General features: G+C 45.4%; 11 protein-coding genes. 2 read left to right on the top strand and 9 right to left on the bottom strand.

Annotation, left to right across the window (positions count from 1 at the left end; genetic code table 11):
• Window positions 1-41 precede the first annotated feature (41 nt).
• The 6 genes from U0033_RS10310 to U0033_RS10285 all read right to left on the bottom strand — a co-directional run bounded on the left by U0033_RS10310 (window position 42) and on the right by U0033_RS10285 (window position 7,648).
• Window positions 42-1,556 carry an NAD(P)H-hydrate dehydratase gene (locus tag U0033_RS10310; protein ID WP_072356815.1) on the bottom strand — a complete coding sequence of 505 codons (1,515 nt, stop codon included), beginning with the start codon at window positions 1,554-1,556 and terminating at the stop codon, window positions 42-44.
• A 69-nt stretch (window positions 1,557-1,625) separates the two neighbouring features.
• Window positions 1,626-2,138: a hypothetical protein gene (locus tag U0033_RS10305; protein WP_072356816.1), complete on the bottom strand. Its 513-nt coding sequence runs from the start codon at window positions 2,136-2,138 to the stop codon at window positions 1,626-1,628.
• A gap of 61 nt (window positions 2,139-2,199) precedes the next feature.
• Window positions 2,200-2,658 carry a hypothetical protein gene (locus U0033_RS10300; protein WP_072356817.1) on the bottom strand — a complete coding sequence of 153 codons (459 nt, stop codon included), beginning with the start codon at window positions 2,656-2,658 and terminating at the stop codon, window positions 2,200-2,202.
• 93 nt (window positions 2,659-2,751) lie between these two features.
• Window positions 2,752-4,857, bottom strand: a complete 2,106-nt coding sequence (locus U0033_RS10295) for an OstA-like protein (RefSeq protein ID WP_072356818.1) — start codon at window positions 4,855-4,857, stop codon at window positions 2,752-2,754.
• An 8-nt stretch (window positions 4,858-4,865) separates the two neighbouring features.
• Window positions 4,866-5,864, bottom strand: a complete 999-nt coding sequence (locus tag U0033_RS10290) for an MlaD family protein (RefSeq protein WP_072356819.1) — start codon at window positions 5,862-5,864, stop codon at window positions 4,866-4,868.
• Window positions 5,865-6,067: 203 nt separating this feature from the next.
• A complete protein-coding gene (locus tag U0033_RS10285) occupies window positions 6,068-7,648 on the bottom strand; it encodes an N-acetylmuramoyl-L-alanine amidase family protein (RefSeq protein WP_072356820.1) in 1,581 nt (526 codons plus the stop codon).
• 331 nt (window positions 7,649-7,979) lie between these two features.
• Here U0033_RS10285 and U0033_RS10280 point away from each other — a divergent pair, with 331 nt between their 5' ends.
• Window positions 7,980-10,715 carry a putative LPS assembly protein LptD gene (locus tag U0033_RS10280; protein ID WP_072357076.1) on the top strand — a complete coding sequence of 912 codons (2,736 nt, stop codon included), beginning with the start codon at window positions 7,980-7,982 and terminating at the stop codon, window positions 10,713-10,715.
• A 147-nt stretch (window positions 10,716-10,862) separates the two neighbouring features.
• Here the strand turns inward: U0033_RS10280 and U0033_RS10275 are convergent, their stop codons facing one another.
• From U0033_RS10275 to U0033_RS10265, 3 genes are all read right to left on the bottom strand, one after another.
• Window positions 10,863-11,747 carry a hypothetical protein gene (locus tag U0033_RS10275; protein ID WP_143150579.1) on the bottom strand — a complete coding sequence of 295 codons (885 nt, stop codon included), beginning with the start codon at window positions 11,745-11,747 and terminating at the stop codon, window positions 10,863-10,865.
• 174 nt (window positions 11,748-11,921) lie between these two features.
• On the bottom strand, window positions 11,922-12,938 hold the full coding sequence (locus tag U0033_RS10270) for a hypothetical protein (protein WP_143150580.1): 1,017 nt from the start codon (window positions 12,936-12,938) through the stop codon (window positions 11,922-11,924).
• Between the two features lie 24 nt (window positions 12,939-12,962).
• The gene (locus U0033_RS10265) at window positions 12,963-13,955 is read right to left on the bottom strand and encodes a hypothetical protein (protein WP_072356823.1); all 993 of its coding nucleotides are present in this window, start codon (window positions 13,953-13,955) and stop codon (window positions 12,963-12,965) included.
• 1,041 nt (window positions 13,956-14,996) lie between these two features.
• Here U0033_RS10265 and U0033_RS10260 point away from each other — a divergent pair.
• On the top strand, window positions 14,997-22,448 hold the full coding sequence (locus tag U0033_RS10260; RefSeq protein WP_072356824.1) for a SpvB/TcaC N-terminal domain-containing protein: 7,452 nt from the start codon (window positions 14,997-14,999) through the stop codon (window positions 22,446-22,448).
• Window positions 22,449-22,452 lie beyond the last annotated feature (4 nt).

Below are 22,452 nucleotides of genomic sequence, written 5' to 3'. Positions count from 1 at the left end.
TTATTTCTAGGTTTTTTGAGGTGTATGTTGATGTGGAGTGCTCATCGATGCAGGCGCAGAAAGGATTTGCCGAGATAGTCAATGATGTCATTTGCTGTCATTGCTTCCTGGGAGAGGGTTTCAGCCGCATAGTCACCAGCCATACCATGCATATACACGCCCATCAGCATCGCATCTTTTGAAGAATATCCCTGTGCTAAAAGTGCGGTTAAAATACCCGTCAACACGTCCCCGCTACCCCCCGTAGCCATGCCTGGATTGCCCGTTGTGTTAAAAAAAATGTTGCCATCAGGGAATGCCATCGCTGTATATCGCCCTTTTAAGAGTATACAAAGCCTCTTTTCAATTGCGTTGTGAGATAATACCTGTAGTTGCTCCCTGTTATTTGCTGTTTTACCAAAAAGACGCTCAAACTCTTTAGGGTGTGGCGTTAACAGACTTCCTGCAGGCACCTTGTCAATCAAACCCGGTGTAGTGGCGAGGATGTTGAGGGCATCCGCATCCAGCACCATCGGCTGACGATATTGTTCAAATAACCGTTCCATGGCCCAGGCGGTGCCCGCAGCTGTGCCAATGCCTGGCCCGATACCGATTACCTTGTATTTGGAAACATCTGTTTGAAAACCGGAACTGTGGTCGTATTGATCATCCACGATACACATCGCTGGCGGTACAGCTATCTGGATAATAGTATATCCGCATTTAGGAACATGACAGGTTAACAAGCCTACACCTGCTCTCAGGCAGGATTGGGCGCTAAGGATTGCCGCACCCATTTTCCCTTCGCTGCCTGCTATGAGCAGCGCATGGCCATAAGTGCCTTTGTGCGCAAAAGGAGAACGGGGCTTGTAAATACTTTTGATCAGTGATTCTTCGCTAATCTGAAATGGGGTAGGTGTTTGCTGAATATAATCCGGATGCAGGCCAATGGGCAGAATATGAACTTCTCCCGTAATGCCTGCATTTTCAGGAAATAAAAAAGCAAGTTTATAGCATTCAAAACTCAGGGTATGATGAGCTTTTACAACAGGTGTATTCACGGAGGAACTATCTGCCTGCATGCCCGAAGGCAGGTCGATCGAGATGATAGTATGAGTGGCATGCAATGTTTGCAACTGCTGGATGATTCCCGCAAGCCAGCCTTCCACGGGCCTGCTGAGCCCTGTACCTAAAATAGCATCTATGATCAGGACATCTGCAGGCAGTGCGGGAATAGAGGTGGTATTGGGTAGATCATGCAGGGCATGAGGATATTTTTGTAGCAGCGCTTCCCGGTTAGCAACATGATCTGCAGTGGCTTTTTCACTATGATGCAATACAAATGCATGGGCATTGTAATCCCTGTTCCTGAGCAGGCGTGTAATAGCAAGACCATCTCCGCCATTGTTGCCCATACCGCAGTAAATGTATACCGGTGTCTCTGGTGCGAAGTATTTGCAAATCCAGCTGGTACACGCACCCGCAGCTCTTTCCATCAGGTCCAGGCTGCTGATTGGCAGGTGCTGAATAGTATATGCATCTGCTTCGCGAATCTGTTGTGCCGTGAAGATCTTCATACTTTAAATATAAAAAGAAAACGCTTCTGTCATCACGACAGAAGCGTTTTCTAAATAATGTATATGCGCTTAGAAGGTGAATCTTGCAGAAGCACCACCGATCTCTTCGCCAATGTGGTGAGTACCACCTACGAAGTTTACGTATGGCTTAAGGTCGCCACTGATCACCAGCGGAATTTTCCTGAACTTGTATTCCAGACCAATGATACCATCGATACCTGGAGATGCATAAGAACCATCACCATGCTTGTAATAACGATCACGATCATAATCCCAGCGGTCGTAAATACCTAAGTGTACACCACCACCTGCATACATACGCAGTGGGGTATCACCCAGGTCAAAATGGTACTCATACAATGCCGTGAAATTTACATTTGTACGACGGTTGTAATTGGTAAAGGCCAGTGCCTCAAAAGCATGATTTTCAGTAAAGAAGTGCTGGAATGTGGCACCTATGACCCAAGGGTTTACTCTTACGCCTACCGCGTTTTCGTAGTCTGAAGCACTACCGTGACGTTGTGCATTAGCCTGAAATGCCATTACAGTACACAGGCTGAATAATAACACAAGTTGTTTCATATCTGTTTGATTTTAGGAAAAAGGTTATTTCAATAATTTTTATAAAGGTGTTCTCAATAAACTATTTACCAAACGTATACCTGATGGATATGGCAAAATCAGTCAGGTCGTCATCTGTATTAAAATGAATAGCAGGTTTCCAATCTATGCTAAGGTTCAGTGGAATAGCAGGGAAGGTGTAATCTACACCCGCAATGCCATCTACACCACCAATGAACTTTGTACTTCCTGACACTGTCCGGCTACCGATATGTGCCCCACCACCGATAAACCATGCAAATCCCTGCGTGGTCAACGCTGATAGGTCAAAATGATGTTCGTATAATCCGGTGACAGTGTAAGTTTGAGAATAGGCCCCTGCAATGCCTTCAATTGCGTTGGCATCGTCGAAAAAGTATCGTACTGTAGCTCCAAATGGTAAACCGGCGCGCAAACCTAATTGCGGATTGCCTTTTGTTTGTGCCTTTGTGCTACTAACGTACAATCCCAGGAGCAAGGCTATGAACAGGATCTTTTTCATTTGTTATTTGCAATGCTTTGCAATAACGGTGCCAAGATACGGAATATTGTGTGGATGAGATAGCTAAAAGAGCTTTTTGATCATGAGTTAAATTTAAGGTAAAGAAGTCGCTTCAGTTGTTGTATCCGGTGCTTGTTCTTTTTCTTTCACACCGCCTATCAGCTCATACTTCGATTTCGGTCTGCGCTTGATCTCCCATTTGAAATTAGGCAATTTCATCTGATCGATAGGTCGCTGACCGAATGGATACATCGTTCCTTCCGGGTCCTTGATAAAGTTCACATGATGCAGCTGTCCTTCAATGAAGTACATATTGATTACACCACTCAAAGTTTTGTTCACGCTGATGATAGAACCATCATCATCCTGTACATAATAGATACTTTCTGCATTACCATCTACGTGCATCCAGTCCAGGCTCTGGTTTATAAAATAGCCCGTGATAAAGTTTCCTTTGATCTGGTCATACAGATCTTCGCTTACTTCTTTCACGATCAGGCTATTCTGTGTCAGGTAGATTTTATCGGCAGTTTGATTTTTCGTATATAGGTGAATGGTATCTCCGCTCAGCTGTGTACTATTCGCCCACAATACAGGGTTGCGATAGAAGCGGAAGATGGAATCCTTCGTAGAATAGTATACGCTATCTGCCACACCCTGTAAGGAATCAGAGTAGATCTTTACATTGTGCCATGCCATGATGTACCTGATTTCTGTCGTATCTTTTGCCTTGCTGGTATCAGGTTTTTGGTGCAGTACGTCAGGACCTGCTTTTACCAGGCTATCGCGTATATCTTTTGGCAGCGCGGGATTTACTTTCGCCAGTTTTGCTGTATCTACTACATTTATCAGGCTATCACGTTCACGGTCAGCAATCCCATTGGCCTTTTGCAGACTTTCCTGGAATTTCCTGGCAGTTGTATCGCTTTTGGTATTAAGGAATGGAGGATTGCGATTTGGCTGTGTTGGCGGAACTGGTGGTTTGCCACCCGGACCTTTGCCCGGAGGAAGGCCGCCCGGTGCAGGTAATTGCTGTGCAATTGCCGGAATACTATCAACACCTGCTTTCACCACCGACTGTATACTATCTGACAATGCTTTTGCCGTACTATCTGGTAATGCTTTGGCAATACTGTCTGCTTTGGCCAGATCCGGCATTTCTTTCTCCGCTGGTTTCTCCTTCACAATTGGAATAGTATCCTTCAATGGTTTCCTTACATTGATACTATCCTTGCCCAGGATGGCGGAATACAGGGTATCTGCAGACAGATACATTGTATCCGTTTTGCCTTCCAGGATCATGAGCGGATGCTGTGTAGCCAGGATAGTTTTCTTGGTCTGGTTGACGGTACCATAGTTGGAAAGGAGACTCATATGCTGAGCAGTATCCCTGTAGACCATGTTACCGTAGGCATACGCCATCCCGGTTCTCTTGTCCATAATGATCCTGTCAGCAGTGATGGTGGTTGCACTATCTTCAATGGTAGGACGGCTGTCGAAGTTACCTTCGCCGGTTTCCGTATTGTATTCTCCGGAAGTGGTGTACATAATGGTCTTACCATCATTGATCGTAGTGGGAGCTACGATGGTGGCCACTTTAGAAATAGTATTATATAAGAGGGTATCTGTAGTCAGGGTATATTCCGGATCTACAAGCAATACATTCTTTTTAAAATAAACGTCTTTGGTATCAGCATAGTAAAAGGCTTCCTGGCTGGTCAATACGCTGGAGCCGTTTACGAGTTTACCACCCCTGGTGTAGGTACCTATGCGGGCATTCATATCATATTGCAGCTCCGGGCCGGAGATGGTAACCTTACCATCTGTCAGGCGGGCGTTGTCACGCATGGTAGCCAGCCTGGTTTCCCCTTCATAATGAAGGTAATCACCATAGATATGAATACTGTCTGCCTGGTTAATATGAATATGCCCATAGGCATCCAGCACGTTGGTCGCCTTGTCAATAAATGTACTATCACAAAAGAACAATGTATTTCCCTGGCGGAAAATGACATGGTTTATAAATCGGTTCAGTGAAACCCCGTTCTTCGTGATTACATTCAAAGTTTCAGCGTCTATAATGTGGATCACTTTCCCGGTATCAGTCTTTTGCCGAAGGGTATCCTGTGCTTTGGCAGAGAACATACTACCAAGGCAGATCCCGGCGAGGATAAGCCCGACTTTAGCTAAATGCTGCATGTTTAAAATCATTGTGCCGTAGCAGTATCTGATGGTATGGGCTGAGGTTTGGATTTCTTACCGAACAAAGAAAAGTGTACATACCTCTTTGGATTTACGCGAAGGTCTTCCAACAATTTATTCAGGTTACTTAATGAATTCTGCAGGTTCACATATACCTTCTTATCGTTCAGCAACATACCTGCTGTACCATCGGTACTATTCAGTTTTGCAATTGTTTCGTTCAGGCGTGTAGCCATTTGCTGCAGTTCCTGCAGTGTTTTATCCAGTTGACCGTTAGACAGCGCTGCAGTTGTTTTTTCTGCATTGGTCAGTATAGCGGTGATCTTGTCATTATTTGCTTTCAGGTTAGCGGTGAGTGACTGCAGGTTATCGAAAGTAGCAGACACATTACCATGTTTTGGGTCCAGCATGCCATTCAGGGATGCGGAAGTATGGGAAAAGTTGCCCATAGTGGCATTCAGGTGAGCAATGGCTTCTCTGAGATTGCCTTTGGTGGTCGTGTCAAAGATGGAGTTCACGGTCAGCAGCACAGAGTCTACTGATCCCAGTGTTCCTTCCAGCTTTTGTACCAATGGGTTCAGCTGTTCTTTCAGGGCATCGGTTACAGAACCATCTACGGCAGCATATACGGTATCCCCGTCTTTCAGGTAATCGTTCGCGTTACCAAAGTCGATTTGTACGGTTTTGGTACCTAAAAGGTCTCCGGTGATGCGGGCAACAGAATTGCGGGGAATATCAATTTTCTTCTTGATAGTCAGCGTTACCAGGATGCGGCCTGCATTTTTATCCATCACGTCCAGGTTGGCTACATTACCTACCACGAGGCCATTTACCTGAACGGCGCTGGAAGGCTGGAGGCCATTTACCTGTGTATATACGGCATAAATAGTCTTGGTATGCGAAAAAAGGCTTTTACCTTTTAACAAATTAAAACCTAAAATCAGCATTGCGATGGCTACTGCAGCCAGGATGCCAACCTTAGTTTCGTTCGATACTTTAAGCATGTGAATACGTTATACGTTCTTGCAAAAATAATCAAAAAAGGATGCGGGCAATCAATTCCTGATTTTCAATTGCAAATACCACACCTGTTTTAACTAATATTTAAAAACGTAAATATAATGTGAAGTATTGGAAATGATCGGTTTGGGAAAAAAGTTGGGGAAAGGTTCACGGGGGTTAAAAACACTGATAGGGGTGGGGGGAGTTAACGCTGTGCGAGGCTGTTTTGCGCCGGGTCCATAATAAAGGCGTTCCAGAAACCGGCTTTTTTAGCCCTGGAGAGTGCAGATCTTGCTTCACTGAGGTTGGCAAAAGAACCCCATACATATTTATTAAGTGTCTTATTATTAATAGCCACGGGTTGTTTCTTGATATAACCATTCAGTTTGCTGAAAATGGGAGCAGAACGGGTATACTTCTTATCGGTGACCAGGAGTTGTATATTATATTTATAGTCAGGTGGTTTGCTCACCGACTTGGTTTTAGCCAGCTGTATGGGAGGCGTTGATTTTGAACTACCTACAGATGCATCCTTATTAATTACAAAGGCCTGGCGAAAGCCAAGCTGCTTTGCTTTTTGCAAGGCAGCTTTGGCTTCAGCTTCGGTCCGGAAATTCTCCCAGATATATTTATTAAGTTTCTTACTGTCTTTTACATACGAATATTTCCTGATGATACCGTGCATGCCATTAAATATGGTAGCACCCCTTGAATAGGTCTTTTCGGTCACCAGTAGCTGTACGTCAAAAGATTGTTTGGCTGATTGAACAGGCGCGTTACTTGCCACAGACTGCTTGTAAACCGATTTGGTTTTGGTAGTAGCAGCATTGTTCTGCGGGTTAGATTGTTCGCTACCCGAACGGCCTCCATCGTAGCGGTTCAGTTCTTCTTTGTACTTCTTGATCGCCTTGAAGATACAGCCGGCCATTTCCTGCTGACCATCTTCGGAGTTCAGGTACTTCTCTTCCTGTGGGTTGGAGATGAAGCCCAGTTCTACCAGTACGCTTGGCATGGCAGTCGCCTGGAGTACCCAGATCCCTTTTTCATCACGCTGACGGGCACCACGGCTGATGCGGCCTACTTCGGTAAACTGATCTTCGATCAGGGAAGAAAGCCGGAGGCTTTGATCAAAATAAGCATTTCGAAGGGTGTTCAGCAAAATAAAGGTTTCCGGATCAGACATATCCAATACAGAATTGGCCCCTTCAGATTCAGCATCCAGCATGATTACGGAGCTTTCGCGAAGAGATTCTGTCTTGGCATTGTTCTTTCCGGTAGCCCATACATAGGTTTCAGTACCTTCTGCGGTGCTTGGAGAGGTCGAGTAAATAGGTCTTTTGGAGGCCACTTTCTTTTTACCCTTCTTCACCGTGACTGTCTTGTAGCCGGTTACTTTGTGGGTAGGGCCTGCAGAATTACAGTGAATAGAAATGAAAAGGTCTCCCTTTTCCCTGTTGGCAATATTGGCTCTTTCATTCAGGTCTGCCTTCAGCGAGCCTGCCAGTGCCGCGGGTGTCTTTCTCGTGTACACCACACGTACATCTTTCATATTGGCTTCGATCAGCTTGCCCAGTTTAAGGGCTACATCCAGCGTTACTTGCTCCTCCGTGGAAAAACTTCCTTTTGCTCCTGGCGTAGTCGCACTATGGCCCGGATCAATAATGATAGTTCTTAGGGGCGGATTTTGTTTTTTGCCTGCTGGTTCAGGTTTGTTCCTGGCGTAAAGAAATAAACTTCCAAAAAATGTTGCACAACATAAAAAAATCCAAAATCGGTTCCAGCGCATGACTCAGTTTTTATTTTAATTTAATGGGCGTTAGTCATAATAAAAAAATAATTGCGAATTACCATCGAATTTTTTCCAACGGGGCCGGGGTCCACACAGTAAAACTTGTATTGTCCGGTTCCTTCCACAGTCAGTTATTTACAGGGAGTTCTTGGTTGTTCTTAAGTAATTCATCGTTTAAAATCCTTCTTTCGTCCTAATATAAGGTGTTAAATAATATCAAGCAGCACTCTTTTTCATTTTACAATTGACAATAATTTGTACAAAAACTTGTAGGTTTGTGCCCACTTAACACATGCACCCGAGTTACAAAAATAATTATAAAAAGTTTTTGAGACAGATATACCTGGTATTTGCAGGAATATTAATTGCCGTTCCTGTAATTTTTTCCGGTTTAGCCTCGCCGAGGTCCAATCTCACTGTGTCTTACAATATTTTCGCAGATACCGTGCCGAAAGGACCGGATACAACCACTCCTGCTTTAAAAACGCCGGAACCTGCAAAAAATGATACAGAGCCCCCGGCCCGGATCGATACTTTAGGCATGACTACCGACTCCACAGGGGTGGATAGCCTGCATGGGCCTAAGCTCTCCAAGGATAGCCTGGATGCCCCGGTCGCTTATAAAGCGAAGGATTCTATCATCCTGGTAATTCCTGACAAGAAGTTTTATATGTATGGCACTGCCAATACAAAGTATAAAACAATGGAGATTACGGCAGAACGTATGACATACCTGCAATCCACAGGTATCATGGAAGCCACCACCGCGCGGGATACTGCAGGTAAGCCTTTTGGCCGCCCACATTTCAAAGACGGCGGGCAGGAGTTTGACTCCGATACCCTGCGCTTTGCCATGGAAACCAAGAAAGCAAAGATCTATAATACCAAATCCCAGTACGGTGAAGGCTATGTGCATAGCGAACAGACTAAGCGCCTGCCGGATAACAGCATCTTTGGTTTCAAAAACGGGTATACTACCTGTAACCTGGATACGCCGCACTTCCAGTTCAGGGCCCGCAAAATCAAGGTTATACCTGACAAACTGGTTATTTCCGGTCCGGCAAACCTCGAAATCGAAGGTATTCCAACACCCTTATTCATTCCTTTCGCCATCTTCCCGATCACACAGGGGCAGCGTTCCGGTATCCTGGTACCAGGATATGTTGTGAATGCCCAGAAGGGGATGGGCCTGGAAAATGGAGGGTACTATTTAGGCCTGGGAGAGCATTTTGACCTGACTATGCGCGGAGACATCTACTCCTACGGTAGCTGGTCGCTCACTGCCAGTCCAACCTACCGCAAGCGCTACCATTATAATGGTGGTATGACCCTGAGCTTTGCCAATACCCGCTTCGGCGACCCGTCGGTAAAGTCTGAGTTTAGCCGCTCGCGTGACTTCAGGGTTACCTGGAACCATAGTATGGACAGCAAAGCGAGACCGGGTATAAACTTTGGTGCCAATGTAAACTTTGGTACTTCCAGTTATAACACCTACAACGTGTACGATTATGCTACCCGTGTAAACAATAATATTGGATCCTCTATCAGCTTTTCAAAAACCTGGCAAGGCAAACCTTACAACTTTACATCTGGCCTGACACACTCTCAGAACCTGAGTACCCGTGATGTGCAGATTGCTTTCCCGAATGCGACATTCTCAATGAATACACAGTATCCGTTCCAGCCAAAGGAACTGGTGGGGAAGGCTAAATGGTATCACAAACTGGGGATTGGCTATACCGCAACCTTGGCTAACAGCGTGAGTTTCAAAGACTCCGTGTTCGGTAAATCCAAAATGTGGGATGCCTTGCAGTCAGGTATGAAACAGAATATTCCGATCTCCTTTACAATACCTATATTTAAAAACTTTACCCTGTCTCCGGGTATTAGCTATGCAGAGTACTGGTATACCAAGAAAACGGAACGCAAGTGGAATCCAAACAAACGCGTAAGTATAGACTCGTTGGGAGGTTTGGATACAATTTATACCCAGGGCTTCTTTGCTGCGCGCCAGGCCAGCGCCAGCATTTCCCTGTCCACAGCGATCTATGGTATGTATATTTTCCCCAAAGGCTCCAAGGTGAAGGCGATTCGTCACGTCATGCGTCCTACCCTGAGTGTCAGTACTCAACCTGATCTGGCTGGCAATGCTTATTACAACCTGCAGTATAACAGCGCAGGAGATAAACAGCGTACGTCTTTCTTTACCAGTTCCTCCGTGGGGGTGCCTTCGGAGGGCAGGGCAGGGTCTATTTCCTTTGGATTGGATAACAACTTGGAAATGAAGGTTTTCTCGATGAAAGACACCTCAGCGAATCATGAGAAAAAGGTGAAGATTTTGGACGGGTTTGGTTTCAATGGCTCTTATAACATGCTGGCGGATAGCTTTAAATTGTCTACTTTCAGTTTGTATGCCCGTACCAACCTCTTTGATAAAATCAACATCACAGCAAGTGGCAATATAGACCCTTATGTATATAACAGCAGGGGAAAGAAGCTTGATAGATATGTATGGAATACGGGTAAGTTCAGCCCGGGTCGGCTGGCAAATGCAACGATTGCACTGAGTACATCCCTGACCTCACCGGATAAAAAGGCGAAGGCCAAGCAGGATCAGTTAAATAATATAGAGAATACAGAAAGTACAGACGCGGCTTTCCAGGCACAGCAGCGACAGTTGCAGGCGGTGAAGAAGAATCCGGGTGAGTATGTGGACTTTGATATACCCTGGAAGCTGGATCTGAGTTATAGCTTAACCTATAGTAATACAATCTCAGCAGATTCAGGGGGTGTGGTAAAGAGATTTACCCAGTACCTGACATTTAGCGGGGATTTTAGCCTGACGCCGAAGTGGAAAGTGGGGGTGAACAGTGGTTATGACTTTATTAATAGCCAGCTGGGGTATACAAATATGTATATTTCCCGTGACCTCCACTGTTGGCAAATGTCAATTAATTTGATTCCAATTGGTACTTACAGGCAGTTTAGTATCACGATCAGTCCGAAGGCGGGTATCCTGAGAGATTTGAGGATTAACCGGTCACGAACGTTCTACGATTTGTAGCGAAGAAGATTATTATATTGAAGGCAGGTCCGGGTTGGGCCTGCCTTTTTTGTAAGCACTCTGCTCCATTTCACTGAATTCCGGTTTTTAAACAAAAAAGGCGGCTGATCATCAGCCGCCTTTATGAATTACTAAATAGATTTATTTTTACTTAACAAATATGGCCTGGCCATAACTGGTTTTTGTACTGTCAGTTACTGCAACCGGTATACCATTCTTCCAGTATTTGGCAATATATGCAATACTGTTATCTTCATTCCCTGCCACATATACATCATTTCCGTAAACGAAAACACCGTTCGCCTGGGCAGTTTTCTTCCCATTGGTGAGGGCTGTTGAAACACCATTCTTCCAGTATTTGGCAGTTCCTGTTAAGGAGCTATAGGTGGTACCTGCAGCATAAACATCATTGCCGGAAATAAATAGGTCTTTAATCTCAGTATTCAATGAATCATTCAGACTAATAGCGGTACCATTTTTCCAGATCCTACCCAGTTTTGTTTTTGAAGTGGTCATGTATTCAAACCCTGCAGTATACAAATCGCTACCTAATGCTGCGACAGCATATGCAGTAGATCCGAAGGAATAATAATTTGTCAGATAGACTGGAGTTCCATTTTTCCAGATAACAGCTTTACCATTCAAGCTTCCTGCTACATATACATCACTTCCTGTAACATAGACAGCCTGGGCGTTCGCATAATCCGGCTTCTTATTAAGGTCAGTAGCAACACCGTTTTTCCATATAACTGCAACGTTTGTAAGTTGCGTGTTATCCATCCGCGTGCCTACAGCATAAACATCATTATTCTGAACGTATATACCATTAAGTTCCGTTATATTAGAACCACTATAAATTGTGTCAATCACTTTGTTCTTCCAGATCATCGCATAATACCGTTGCGTGTTCTGTACAAGTCTGTAGCCGTAACCACAGGAATACATATCGTTACCACTGATAAATACGTCGGAGACAAAGTCGTCGCCATTTCCATCAAAAAGTTTGGTGAATACCCCTTTTGACCATGTCATAGGGTTCATTGTGTATGATGAGTTGATTTCATTAATGGCCATATATATGGTAGGATCTGCTTTCGGGGCATCATCTTTTCCACATGAAATAAAAACGCTACTAATAATAGCAGAAAATAAAATTACCTTTTTCATCATTAACAAAAATGTTTTGAAATTAAGTTTGCAGCAGGTTTATTTAATAATAAGTGTACCGGGCTGTGACCATTGGGCGTCTTTAGTAAGCTGAGTACCTTCATTATTCTTCCATAATTTTATATCCTTGGAAACCTGGCCCAAAGTATAAACAACACTATCCTTTAGGAATATTTCAAAAGGTACTGCCGGATTGCTACCATCTTTGAATTCGGTAGTCACTCCGTTCTTCCATATCTTGCCTGTTTTAATGGCACCAATGTTTTCTTCCAGGGTGGCATATACATCCTTACCATCTACAAACAGACCGTAAACATATGTTTGGTTTTTGCCATCAGAGAGAATAGTAGGTGTTCCGTTCTTCCAGATTTTCGCTACTGCTACCTGTGCGCTGTTGTACTCGATTCCGCCCACATATACATCACTCCCTGAAACAAAAACTTTAGATAGACCAACATAATATTTGGCATCAGTTAATTTGGTGGGCTGGCCATTCTTCCAAATCATCCCTACATTTGGAACAGATCCGTTGTTGGCGTACATGGCTTCTCCTATCACATATACGTCATCACCTACAACTTCCATGTCGTTTACCGTAGTTCCAAAAGTGGCATCACTACTAAGGGGCGTAGCCACACCGTTTTTCCATATTTTAGAAACTATCTTGCCGGCGGATTCGTAACCTGCGACATATACATTTTTATTTGAAACATTGATGGCTATTGCCTGCAATTGGCCACTGGAGGTTGCAAGCGTATCCGCCTTTCCATTCTTCCAAAGCAGGATGTAATTGCGCTTTGAGGCCTGGATATAACCACTTGATATCGCGTAAATATCATTACCATCTACAGCAATATCCCTGAGTGAGGCATCGTAAGAAGTAGATGTGTTGTCTTTCCATACTTTAGACGTGTAATTGCCAGAAGCATCTGCTGCACCAGTAAGTGCGTATACTGTAGTTTTTTTTGGGTCGTTATCAATGGTTTCATTATTATCCTTACTACAGGACATCAAAAAGATCGTCGCAATAAATGTTGCCAGAATGTTTGTTCTCATGTTTAATTATTAGGATATAGTTAATTATTTAATTTTGCTGCAATCGATACGTTCACCGTTGGTGCGAACTTTCAGGCTCCCATACTTTCCGTTGCCTTCATAAGGACGTTCAAAGATCACGTTGTCATAATAACAGTTACCCGTCTTCTTATCTTTATAAGCCACCATGATATAACGGTCAGTTTGTTTGTATAAGATCACTCCCAGTGCATTTTTCATCACTTTATAATCATCGCCGGGGCCAACTACAAACTTTAAAACTTCGATGTTCTCAGGAAGGTATTTCAGGATGTTGGCTTTACTCAGCTGAGGGTCTGCAAAAGCATGGCTGGGCTGATCAAATTCTTCCGGCAGATCAGCTTTCATTGCATCGTCATTCTGGGCAAAAGAATTGGCTTTCTGCTGGATAGGCGCAACAAATGCTGCAAAACTTTGGGCGTTCTTCGTTGTCAGGTAGAAGGTACCTTCCAGGCCTTCCACTTTCCAGTTAAATTCCGTTTTCACACCTGGCTGTATGTATTGCATTACCATTACAATAAGTGATGGCGCCTGAAGATGGTCGGCGTATAAAGTAGTGGCTTGTTTTGGGTCTGCCAGTACATCAAAGTCGAGCTGGTTGGCTTCCTGGTTGGCTTTTGTAACGTCGATCTTTACCTGGTTTACGTTATAATCGTCGTCATCGGCTTCCTTGTGGGCAACGTCGAAGGTGATTGTATTGTCAGATACATATTCTTTGAGCGGCTTCGGGAAAACGATCCGTCCATAGATATAATCTCCTTCTGTAAAATCGGAGCTGGCACCTGTGGTACCTTCACCAAACCTGGTTTTTGAAAAGTAGATGTTAACTTGTCCCATTTTTTTGTTTACTGTTGAAGTTGTTGTGTTTGCATTACTCTTGATTTCTTTTGCTTTGTCAGCACCAGACCTGGCCTTTTCTACCAGTTTACCAAATTGAGCGCTGGCATCTTCTGTTGTGAAGAGGACGGCCAGTAGCCCGGTAAGAAGCATTCTTTTCATTTTATTTAGGTTTTCTATATTAATAGCATATTGATGTTGGGGGATGTAACGTAAAATAATGTCGCATTTCCATCCCGCGCCTTACCCGGGCTTCAAACGGGCAATTTTCACAGTAAGGCGGGCATTCAGGTATGCGGAGTCTCCGTCGTAATAACGATTATGGGTTAAGAAGGGGGACAGGTCATACAGGATACAGTAGATAGAATCGGCATTATTTTTTGTAAAAATTTTCGGCAAAGTTCAGAATGCCCCCGGTCAAATCCATTTACATTTGGCAAGATTTTTTCATATTGGTTTTTTTTATAGGTTTTTCCGGGTTTGAGAGGAAGGGGGGATCCTACCTTTTTTCAAATAAGTAGATGATATTAGGAAATTTGGTGCGAAGGGAGTGAAGCTGTATCTCTGATGGCAGCTGAGAGAGGTGCCAAAGTGTGTGTGGCTGATGTAGATGACAGACGGATTGTAGATGAATAAAAAAAAGGTGTGGAAATAGTTGGATAATTTTTTTTAGAATTCAGAAAGCAGCGCCTTTTTATTACCTGCTTTTACTATATTTGTGAATATTAGTCACTTATTAAAGAAGTTTTAGAATGTCAGATACACAACAATGCTTGTGATACGATGTCTTTTATGGCTATGTGACTTTGATGACAAGTGAAATATCCCAAAGTTTTATAATTCACAGCTTGTTTTTCCTGATCCCTGATTGGAAGTTCACCTCAAAACGATTCAATGTTAATTAGACGATTATACCACATTATGAATTTCTGACCCGACGAATTTTCCTAAAATCAAGTATTAAATTTGAAAGCTTACAGCTAATCAACACCCTTACTTTTCGTCATGAAATGACGCAATTACTACCTATTATTAAATTTAAGCCTGCTGGTGTACTGACACCGGTCAAGCTTAAACGATGCCTGGTTTATTGCTAAGATAATCCGGGGTTAAAAGAGAATACAATTCCCGTAAAAGCGCTCAAAGTAACCTCCATCGATCAATTACTAGCAATGTAGCTAACTAAACGACATTGATACCTCAATGACCAAAACTAAAAAAATAGCGGACAGTCAAGACTCCGGCTCAAAAATTTCCATCCAGGAAATTTCGCTGCCCAAAGGCGGGGGTGCTGTTACCAGCGTTGGTGATTCATTTCAAACCAACCTGTTCTCGGGCACTGGCAGCTATTCCATTCCGCTCCCCATAACAACCGCCCGCGGCCTGGAGCCACAACTGCAACTGGTATATGATTCTTCGCGCGGAAACAGCCCGTTCGGCCTGGGCTTTAACGTGGATGTTCCGTATATCGGCATCATCATGCGTAACGGTATACCCTTGTATAACGGCAAAGAAAAATATGCCTTTAACGAAGGCGTTGAATTTGTACCGCTTACAGAAACACTGCATGGCGAAACCATTATTGTTTGCCGGCAGGAAACGGACAACAGTATCACCTACTCCGTAACATCGTACCTGCAGCAGGAAGAAGAAGCATTCACGCTGATAGAGCAATGGCAGAACGATGCAACGAAAAATATATTCTGGAAAACTATCAGCAAGGATAACCAGGTTACCATATACGGCAAAAGCGCCGATACTTCTATCCTCAATCCTGCCGAGCCCACGCAGGTTTGCCGCTGGCTGATTGAATCGGTAACGGACAGCAAAGGCAATAAGATCCAGTTCAGTTATAAAAGAGAGAACGAAGAAAATATTCCTGACAACATCTACAAAGCAGGGCATCATTACGATACACAGCTATACCTGCACATCGTGCAATATGGCAACTATTTCGATGTGCAGCAGCAAGAACAGTGGGCATTCCAACTCGTTTTCAACTATGGCGAATATGATCTGCCCAGGAACGGGCAGGCATATTTCCCTGCCTATACGCCCGTACGCACATGGCCAGCAAGAAAAGACTGCTTTTCAACCTTCCGCGCCGGTTTCGAAGTGCGCACCTGCCGGTTATGCAGCAGTATCATGCTCTTCCATTCATTTACAGAACTGGGAACGGAACCCATGCTGGTGCGTGCATTAACGCTGGCGCATGATGAAACCGATATATTCTCTTTTGTAACATCCGTACAGCAATCCGGATACCGGTTGAACAGCGATAATACCTGGTGGGTGTCCGGCGCAGCCGCAGCAACATTTTCCTACACATCGTTCGCGCCCCCGCCAGCGCCGGATTTTAAGCAGCTGATGGTGCATGAAGAAGGAAAAATTCCGGGGGGGCAAAATATCTATATGCCTGTGGACCTTTATGGAGAAGGGCTTCCCGGGTTTTTGATGAGCAACAGCACGGGCACTTTATACTGGCAGCCGCTGGGCAACGGCGTGTACGATTATCCCGAAGCGCCGGATACATTTCCTTCAGACCGTGATCTCACTACGCCCGGAAACCTGATCACCGATATTGATGGCAATGGCCAGTTGGAACTGGTGGTGAACGAAAACGACCGTTCCGGTTATTATACAAAGAAGGAAGGCGATGAAGGCTGGAATAACTTTGTTGAATTCCAGCAACGTCCACCGCAATCATCATCATCGCTTGAATTTGAAATGGCCGATCTGAACGGAGACGGCAAAACGGACATGATCTCTATCGGTTCCGATTCTGTTACCTATTTCCGTTCAAACGGTACCGAAGGTTTTGCAGCGCCTGAACAGCGTATAAAGGTGAAAGGCCTTCCATCTCCGCCCGATTCGCCCAATATAAATATCAGCTTTGCCGATGTATTTGGCGATGGTGGGCAGCACCGAGTAAGCGTGCTCAATGGCGCTGTGAATGTATGGCCTTCGCTGGGGCATGGAAATTTCGGCAACGTCATTCGTCTTGGTAATGCGCCGTCGTTCAGGCAAAATGAGCAGCCCACCGTATTGCTGGCCGATATTAATGGCTCGGGCTGTGCCGATGTTGTTTTAGTGTATTCCACGCAGGCCGAGATATACATCAACCAGTCCGGAAACAGCTTTGCGCCTGCGTTCAGCATAACACTGCCTGATGTATATGCTCCAGGAGACCAGGTTAGCTTCGCAGACATCAACGGAAATGGAACCGCCTGCCTGGTGTTCACCAAAACATCGCCTGAAGTAACGCATTATTACCACGATTTTCTTGCAGAAGATATTGCAGAACCGTTCGCCAGCGGTGTAAAGCCTTACCTGTTATATGCCATGAGCAATGGCCTGGGGCTAAGCACAAAGCTCAAATACAGCAGTTCTGTTGAATTTTATTTGCGCGATAAAAAAGCAGGAAGTCCATGGATCACCCATCTCCCTTTTCCCGTACAGGTGGTGGAAAAAATGATCATATCTGACAGCGTGAATGGGAATACGCTTACCAGGAGATTCGCTTACCACGAAGGCTGTTATGACAATAACCAAAAAGAATTTCTCGGTTTCGGCTACGTGGAAAGCTGGGATGCCGAACAATACGAGTCCTTCAGCAGCACAGGCACACCGGCAGATTTCCCGGTGAATGATGTGAACAGCGAGCTGATTGTTGCACCGGTATATACACGCGAATGGTACCTCACCGGCATTATGGAAGGAAGCGATGCCCTGCTGCTGCAATACCAGTCGCAATATTTCAACGGTGATCCCGATGAATGCGGGATTCCTGCGTATATTCTTGATGATGCGATAAAAAAACAGCCATCATCAGTCGTTGCAAATGCATGCCTGATGCTGAAAGGAAAATTGCTGCGCCGTGAAGTGTATGGACTGGATGGCAGCGCTCTGGAAAAGAATCCATATACCGTTGAGCAGCATTGCACCTATATCAGGTCTTTCCAGGAATCGTCTTCCGTTTCAGGACCTGTATTCACCAGCTATGAGCCAGAAGCAATCACTTATAATTATGAACGCCAGCCGAATGATCCGCGCACGGAGCACCAGTTCACACTGGAAACAGACAAGTATAATAATGCGCTGAAAACAGCCTCGGTGTTTTACCCGAGAAGGAACAGCAGCGATCCTGCACTGATCATTTACCCGCAGCAGCAGCAACTGTACATCACTATAAACCGGAATGGTTTCATTAACCAGGAAGCGCCGTCACGGTGGATCGGCGTGGATTGCTGCCAGACGCAATATGAAGCCGGCGGGGTTAGTATTGTACCGGGCCAGTATTTCAGCTTTGCACAGATGGAAGCGATCGTTAACGATGCAATGAACAACGTCATTTCTTATTCGCAGCCATTTACGCAGGGAAAAGTGCAGGCGCGATGCTTTGGAAATTCACGCACTTATTACTGGAATGCCGGTCAGACAAGCGCCATGAACTTATGTGATCCCCTGCCAGACCGCATGCTCATACATCATAGGGAAGAAGCCGTGTTCGATCCCGGTTTTATAACACAGGCTTATGGGGATAAGATAGATACCGCTACTATTGAAAACTCTGGCGGCTATTATTTATACGATGGCTATTGGTGGAACCGCGGACTGGTGCAAAATTATTTTACCAACGCCAACGCATTCTACATGCCCGAAAGAGCAGAGAATTCTTTTGTGGCAAATACATCTTCATTATATGCCAATGCCATTGCCGGTTACGATAACTACTACCTGCGCGAAACCAGCACCAGTGCTTACGTAACGACTCCGCCGGGCAAAGATCCTGTGTACAATATTACCACCGCGCTGATCGATTATTACATCATGTCGCCATGGCAGCTCACTGGTCCGAACGATAACGTATCGCAGGTATTATTCGATCCGCTGGGCAAAGTGTATGTAAGCGCCTCGCATGGTTACGAGAACGGTCAATATGCCGGTGACATGGACCTTGTTCACTACACGCGCATGCCCGACAAAGGTTTTTGCGATGTATTGAATAACCCTTCCGAATACCTGCAGGGCGCAGGCAGCTACTATTATTATGAAGAAGGAGATATGCGCCAACCCTGCACCAGCGGAGAAAACCCGCAGCCCGCACGTTGCGTGGTATTGCAGGGGCAGCAATATGGCAACGGCATCAATCCGCAGGACCGCATCATCCTTACTGATATTTCTTACTTCGACGGCATGGGTGAAATAACCCAGCATAAAAGCTATGCCGGCGGCAGCGGCGCGCAAAGCTGGGTGGTTAGCGGCAAGGTCGTGTACAACAATAAGAAGAAACCTGCGCAGGAATATCTCCCGTTCTATTCAGACAAGCCTGATTTTGAAGATCAGCAAACCGTTTTGGATGATGACGACCTCGTTCCGCCAACCGTAACACATTACGATCCGTTGCTGCGGGTGATACGCATCGATACGCCAAAGCTTTTCTTCAGCTGTACCGGGTTCACATCATGGGAAACCATCAGCTATGATACGGATGACACTGTTCGCGATTCCGTATTCTATAAGACATTCATGGCGAACTACCCGGCCAATCCCACGGACCAGCAGAAAGATGAAAAAGATGCGCTGGATAAAGCCGCCGTATTTTATAACACCCCTTCACGTGAAGTAATGAACAGCGCCGGCAATGTTTTTTATTCCATCCAGAACAATCTTGGCGAAGTGTCATCCAATGCATTTGAAGAGATGGTGAATGGTAGCGGCGTTACATCCCAGCAATTGTGGGATGAGCTGGTATTGAAAAAATACCTGGTTATAGGTCCATATCCTGAATATGGCGCATGGACGTCTCCGGCTGTGCAGGTATATGCCCCTGACTTTACATTTGAACTAAGCGAGCCTTTCCAGCAATTCATTCCGCAGCTGACAGATTTTTTCCGGCAGAATGGTCTCATCACCAACTCGGTGCCCGATATCAATGGCCGGCATCTTTCCATTGCCGATCCGCGGTTGTATTATTCTAACTGTCATTCGGGAACGGATTACCAGAACTTCATTAACCTCTTTCCCATGATGGTCGATCAGCCGGCACGTACGCAAAGTTGCGATGCCGGGTTGAAGCAGGTATTTGCGGACATATACGGTAATATCGTTCTATCATGGGATGCCCGCGGTTTCTGTACAAGACAGGAATACGATCACTTACAACGGCCCACCGGCGTATATGTAACCGGTAGTGACGGCTCGCTGACCCTTAACCAATACACCGAAAGGATCGTCTATGGCGAGCTGGTTACCGATGCTGCGAAAAACAATCTTATCGGCAACATCTATACATATTACGACCAGGCCGGCAAGCTGTTGATCGATTCCTACTCGTTCGCCGGGAAACCATTAAAGCAAACAAGATATTTTCTCGATCAATACACACAGGAGCCCAACTGGGACGATCCGCAAAAAGTTCCGCTTGAGAAAGAAGCCTTCGTCACCACCTTCCAGTACAATGCTGCGGGAATGACCACGCAGGAGCAGATGCCGGATAAAGGACAGGTTCTATGGACATACAATCAAATGAACCAGCTGAACACAGTGAACGGCATCTTCCCGGATAATACCACGCAAACCTATATCAGCTCCATCACCTACAATGCATCCGGTAGCCGGCTTGCCGTGTATTATGCAGGCGGAACAAAAACAGCATATACTTACGAACCCGCTACGGAACGCTTGCAGCGGCTGCTTACCACGCGTTCAGACAACCGTTCGAACGTGCAGGATACCTGGTACACATATGATCCCGTGGGTAACCTCACCCGTTGCCGTGATTATTCGGAGGAAGATGTGTTCTGTAATAATCAGCTGGTGGAACCATTGATGGGTTACACGCTGGATGCGATCTATCGTTTGATCAATGCTTCCGGGCGGCAACACATAGGCATCCAAAAGAACACACATACCAACGGCTTCAAGCAGAGCATTTATGCACAGCTTTGTCCAACCGCGCCCCTAAATGACCAGCAACAGCTCGAAAATTATGCTGAACATTATACCTATGATGATTCAGGCAATCTTGTGGAACTGAATCATACCGCTAAATCCGCATCATGGACGCGTGTGATGAATGTGCCCGCATCGTCCAACAGGGCCATTCCACAGGATGAACCTACGGATGCTTACGATGCGGACGGCAACCTGCTGCAGCTAAATAATCTTTACGGGATTACCTGGAATTACCGCAACAATATCTCCGGCATCACCACTATAGCACGCGAAGATGCAAATGATGCAGATTACTATGTATATGATCATGCCGGGGAACGGGTGCGAAAGGTAACCACGCAAAAAGTAAATGACGGGCTCCTGCTAATCTATGAAAAAAGATATATCGGCAATTACGAAGTGAAACGCACGTACAACAACAGCATCGATCCCGCTAACATTGTATCTGAATGCCAGACGGAACGGGTTGTTGATGACAAGAAACATATCGTGAATGTGTTGTACTGGACCATCGATTCGAAAAGAGAAAAGCAGCGGCAGCAGCGGTACCAGGCTGAAACATTGATCCAATCCGTTGCTGTCGAGCTGACTGAAACGGGAGACATCATCAGCTATGAAGAATTTTATCCTTTTGGCGGAACGGCCATTATTGCAGGCAATAACCAGGTGGATGTGGAACCCAAAGAATACCGCTTTACGGGAAAAGAATGCGACGATTCTTCGGGATTGTATTATTACGGCGCCCGGTACTACATATCATGGCTAGGAAGGTGGATGAGCGCCGACCCCGCAGGGCCCGCAGATGGCTTGAACCTGTACGAATACGTAAATAATAACCCGCTGATCAATAACGACCCTGCCGGCACCACCAAGGGTAAACCATATAAGTCGCCTTCTTCATCCGGAACTAAAAAGAAGATCAAGAAGAAGAAATTCGGCATAGTGCGCGACACCGTTACCGGAGAGTTAAGATTTGTGGGCCGGCCCTCGTTCGATTCAAAGGCAAAAAAAATAAAAGTGCGTTTCCATGCAACGAAGAACCGGGAGCTAAATGAAGACCGCCGCCACGTTATCGGTTACGACGATACCCTGCGCCCTATGTTCACGATGGTTGCCCGCAACTTCGCCGATGCAGGAAAGTCGGCCGAATTTGTACAGCAATTGAAGCTGCAATACCAGAAGCATGGCGTTGCCCGCGCCCCTTCGAACAATGATCCCGATAAGCACCTGCTGTTCGCGCTGACCAAGCTCAATTCCGTCGTGTCGAACCTGCCTGCAGGGCTGGCCAGCCAGAACCAGGCTATAGAGCATATACGCCAGCAGGGCATGCGCCTGAAGGATACCATTAACGAAGCATATATGAAAGATGACAATATCAAGCTGCCGCAGCTGAAAACCATTATGAAAGAAGGCTTTGCCGCCGGCGATGGAGATACCGCAATCACCGTGTTCGCCAACGAGCAACGCAAGCTGATACGAGGCTGGATAGACAACGCAGAGAATGAGGTGCAACTAAATGACCTGCTGCACAGTGTTATCGCTTCAACGGGCATCGATCTTAGCAGTGCAACAAATTCAAAATCGGTGAATGAGTTCGCATTGAATTATTCATATAAAATGAGCGCTATCAGGTGGGGCTCTACCAGCGACCTGAATAAGCAATTGGATGATGTAATGAGCATCCTTTCCATGAAATAAAAAA

The organism is Chitinophaga sancti (assembly GCF_034424315.1).
GTDB lineage: Bacteria > Bacteroidota > Bacteroidia > Chitinophagales > Chitinophagaceae > Chitinophaga > Chitinophaga sancti.
Note: the sequence above shows the minus strand (reverse complement) of the source record. Positions and strands in the feature narration are given on the sequence as shown.

Excerpts from the sequence above, each read along its gene's own strand:
- U0033_RS10305 (WP_072356816.1), bottom strand. The coding sequence starts at position 2,138 with ATGAAACAACTTGTGTTATTATTCAGCCTGTGTACTGTAATGGCATTT.
- U0033_RS10275 (WP_143150579.1), bottom strand. The coding sequence starts at position 11,747 with ATGACATGGTCAAAAGGGGTATTCACCAAACTTTTTGATGGAAATGGC.
- U0033_RS10265 (WP_072356823.1), bottom strand. The coding sequence starts at position 13,955 with ATGAAAAGAATGCTTCTTACCGGGCTACTGGCCGTCCTCTTCACAACA.
- U0033_RS10260 (WP_072356824.1), top strand. The coding sequence starts at position 14,997 with ATGACCAAAACTAAAAAAATAGCGGACAGTCAAGACTCCGGCTCAAAA.
- U0033_RS10295 (WP_072356818.1), bottom strand. The coding sequence starts at position 4,857 with ATGCAGCATTTAGCTAAAGTCGGGCTTATCCTCGCCGGGATCTGCCTT.
- U0033_RS10310 (WP_072356815.1), bottom strand. The coding sequence starts at position 1,556 with ATGAAGATCTTCACGGCACAACAGATTCGCGAAGCAGATGCATATACT.
- U0033_RS10285 (WP_072356820.1), bottom strand. The coding sequence starts at position 7,648 with ATGCGCTGGAACCGATTTTGGATTTTTTTATGTTGTGCAACATTTTTT.
- U0033_RS10270 (WP_143150580.1), bottom strand. The coding sequence starts at position 12,938 with ATGAGAACAAACATTCTGGCAACATTTATTGCGACGATCTTTTTGATG.
- U0033_RS10300 (WP_072356817.1), bottom strand. The coding sequence starts at position 2,658 with ATGAAAAAGATCCTGTTCATAGCCTTGCTCCTGGGATTGTACGTTAGT.
- U0033_RS10290 (WP_072356819.1), bottom strand. The coding sequence starts at position 5,864 with ATGCTTAAAGTATCGAACGAAACTAAGGTTGGCATCCTGGCTGCAGTA.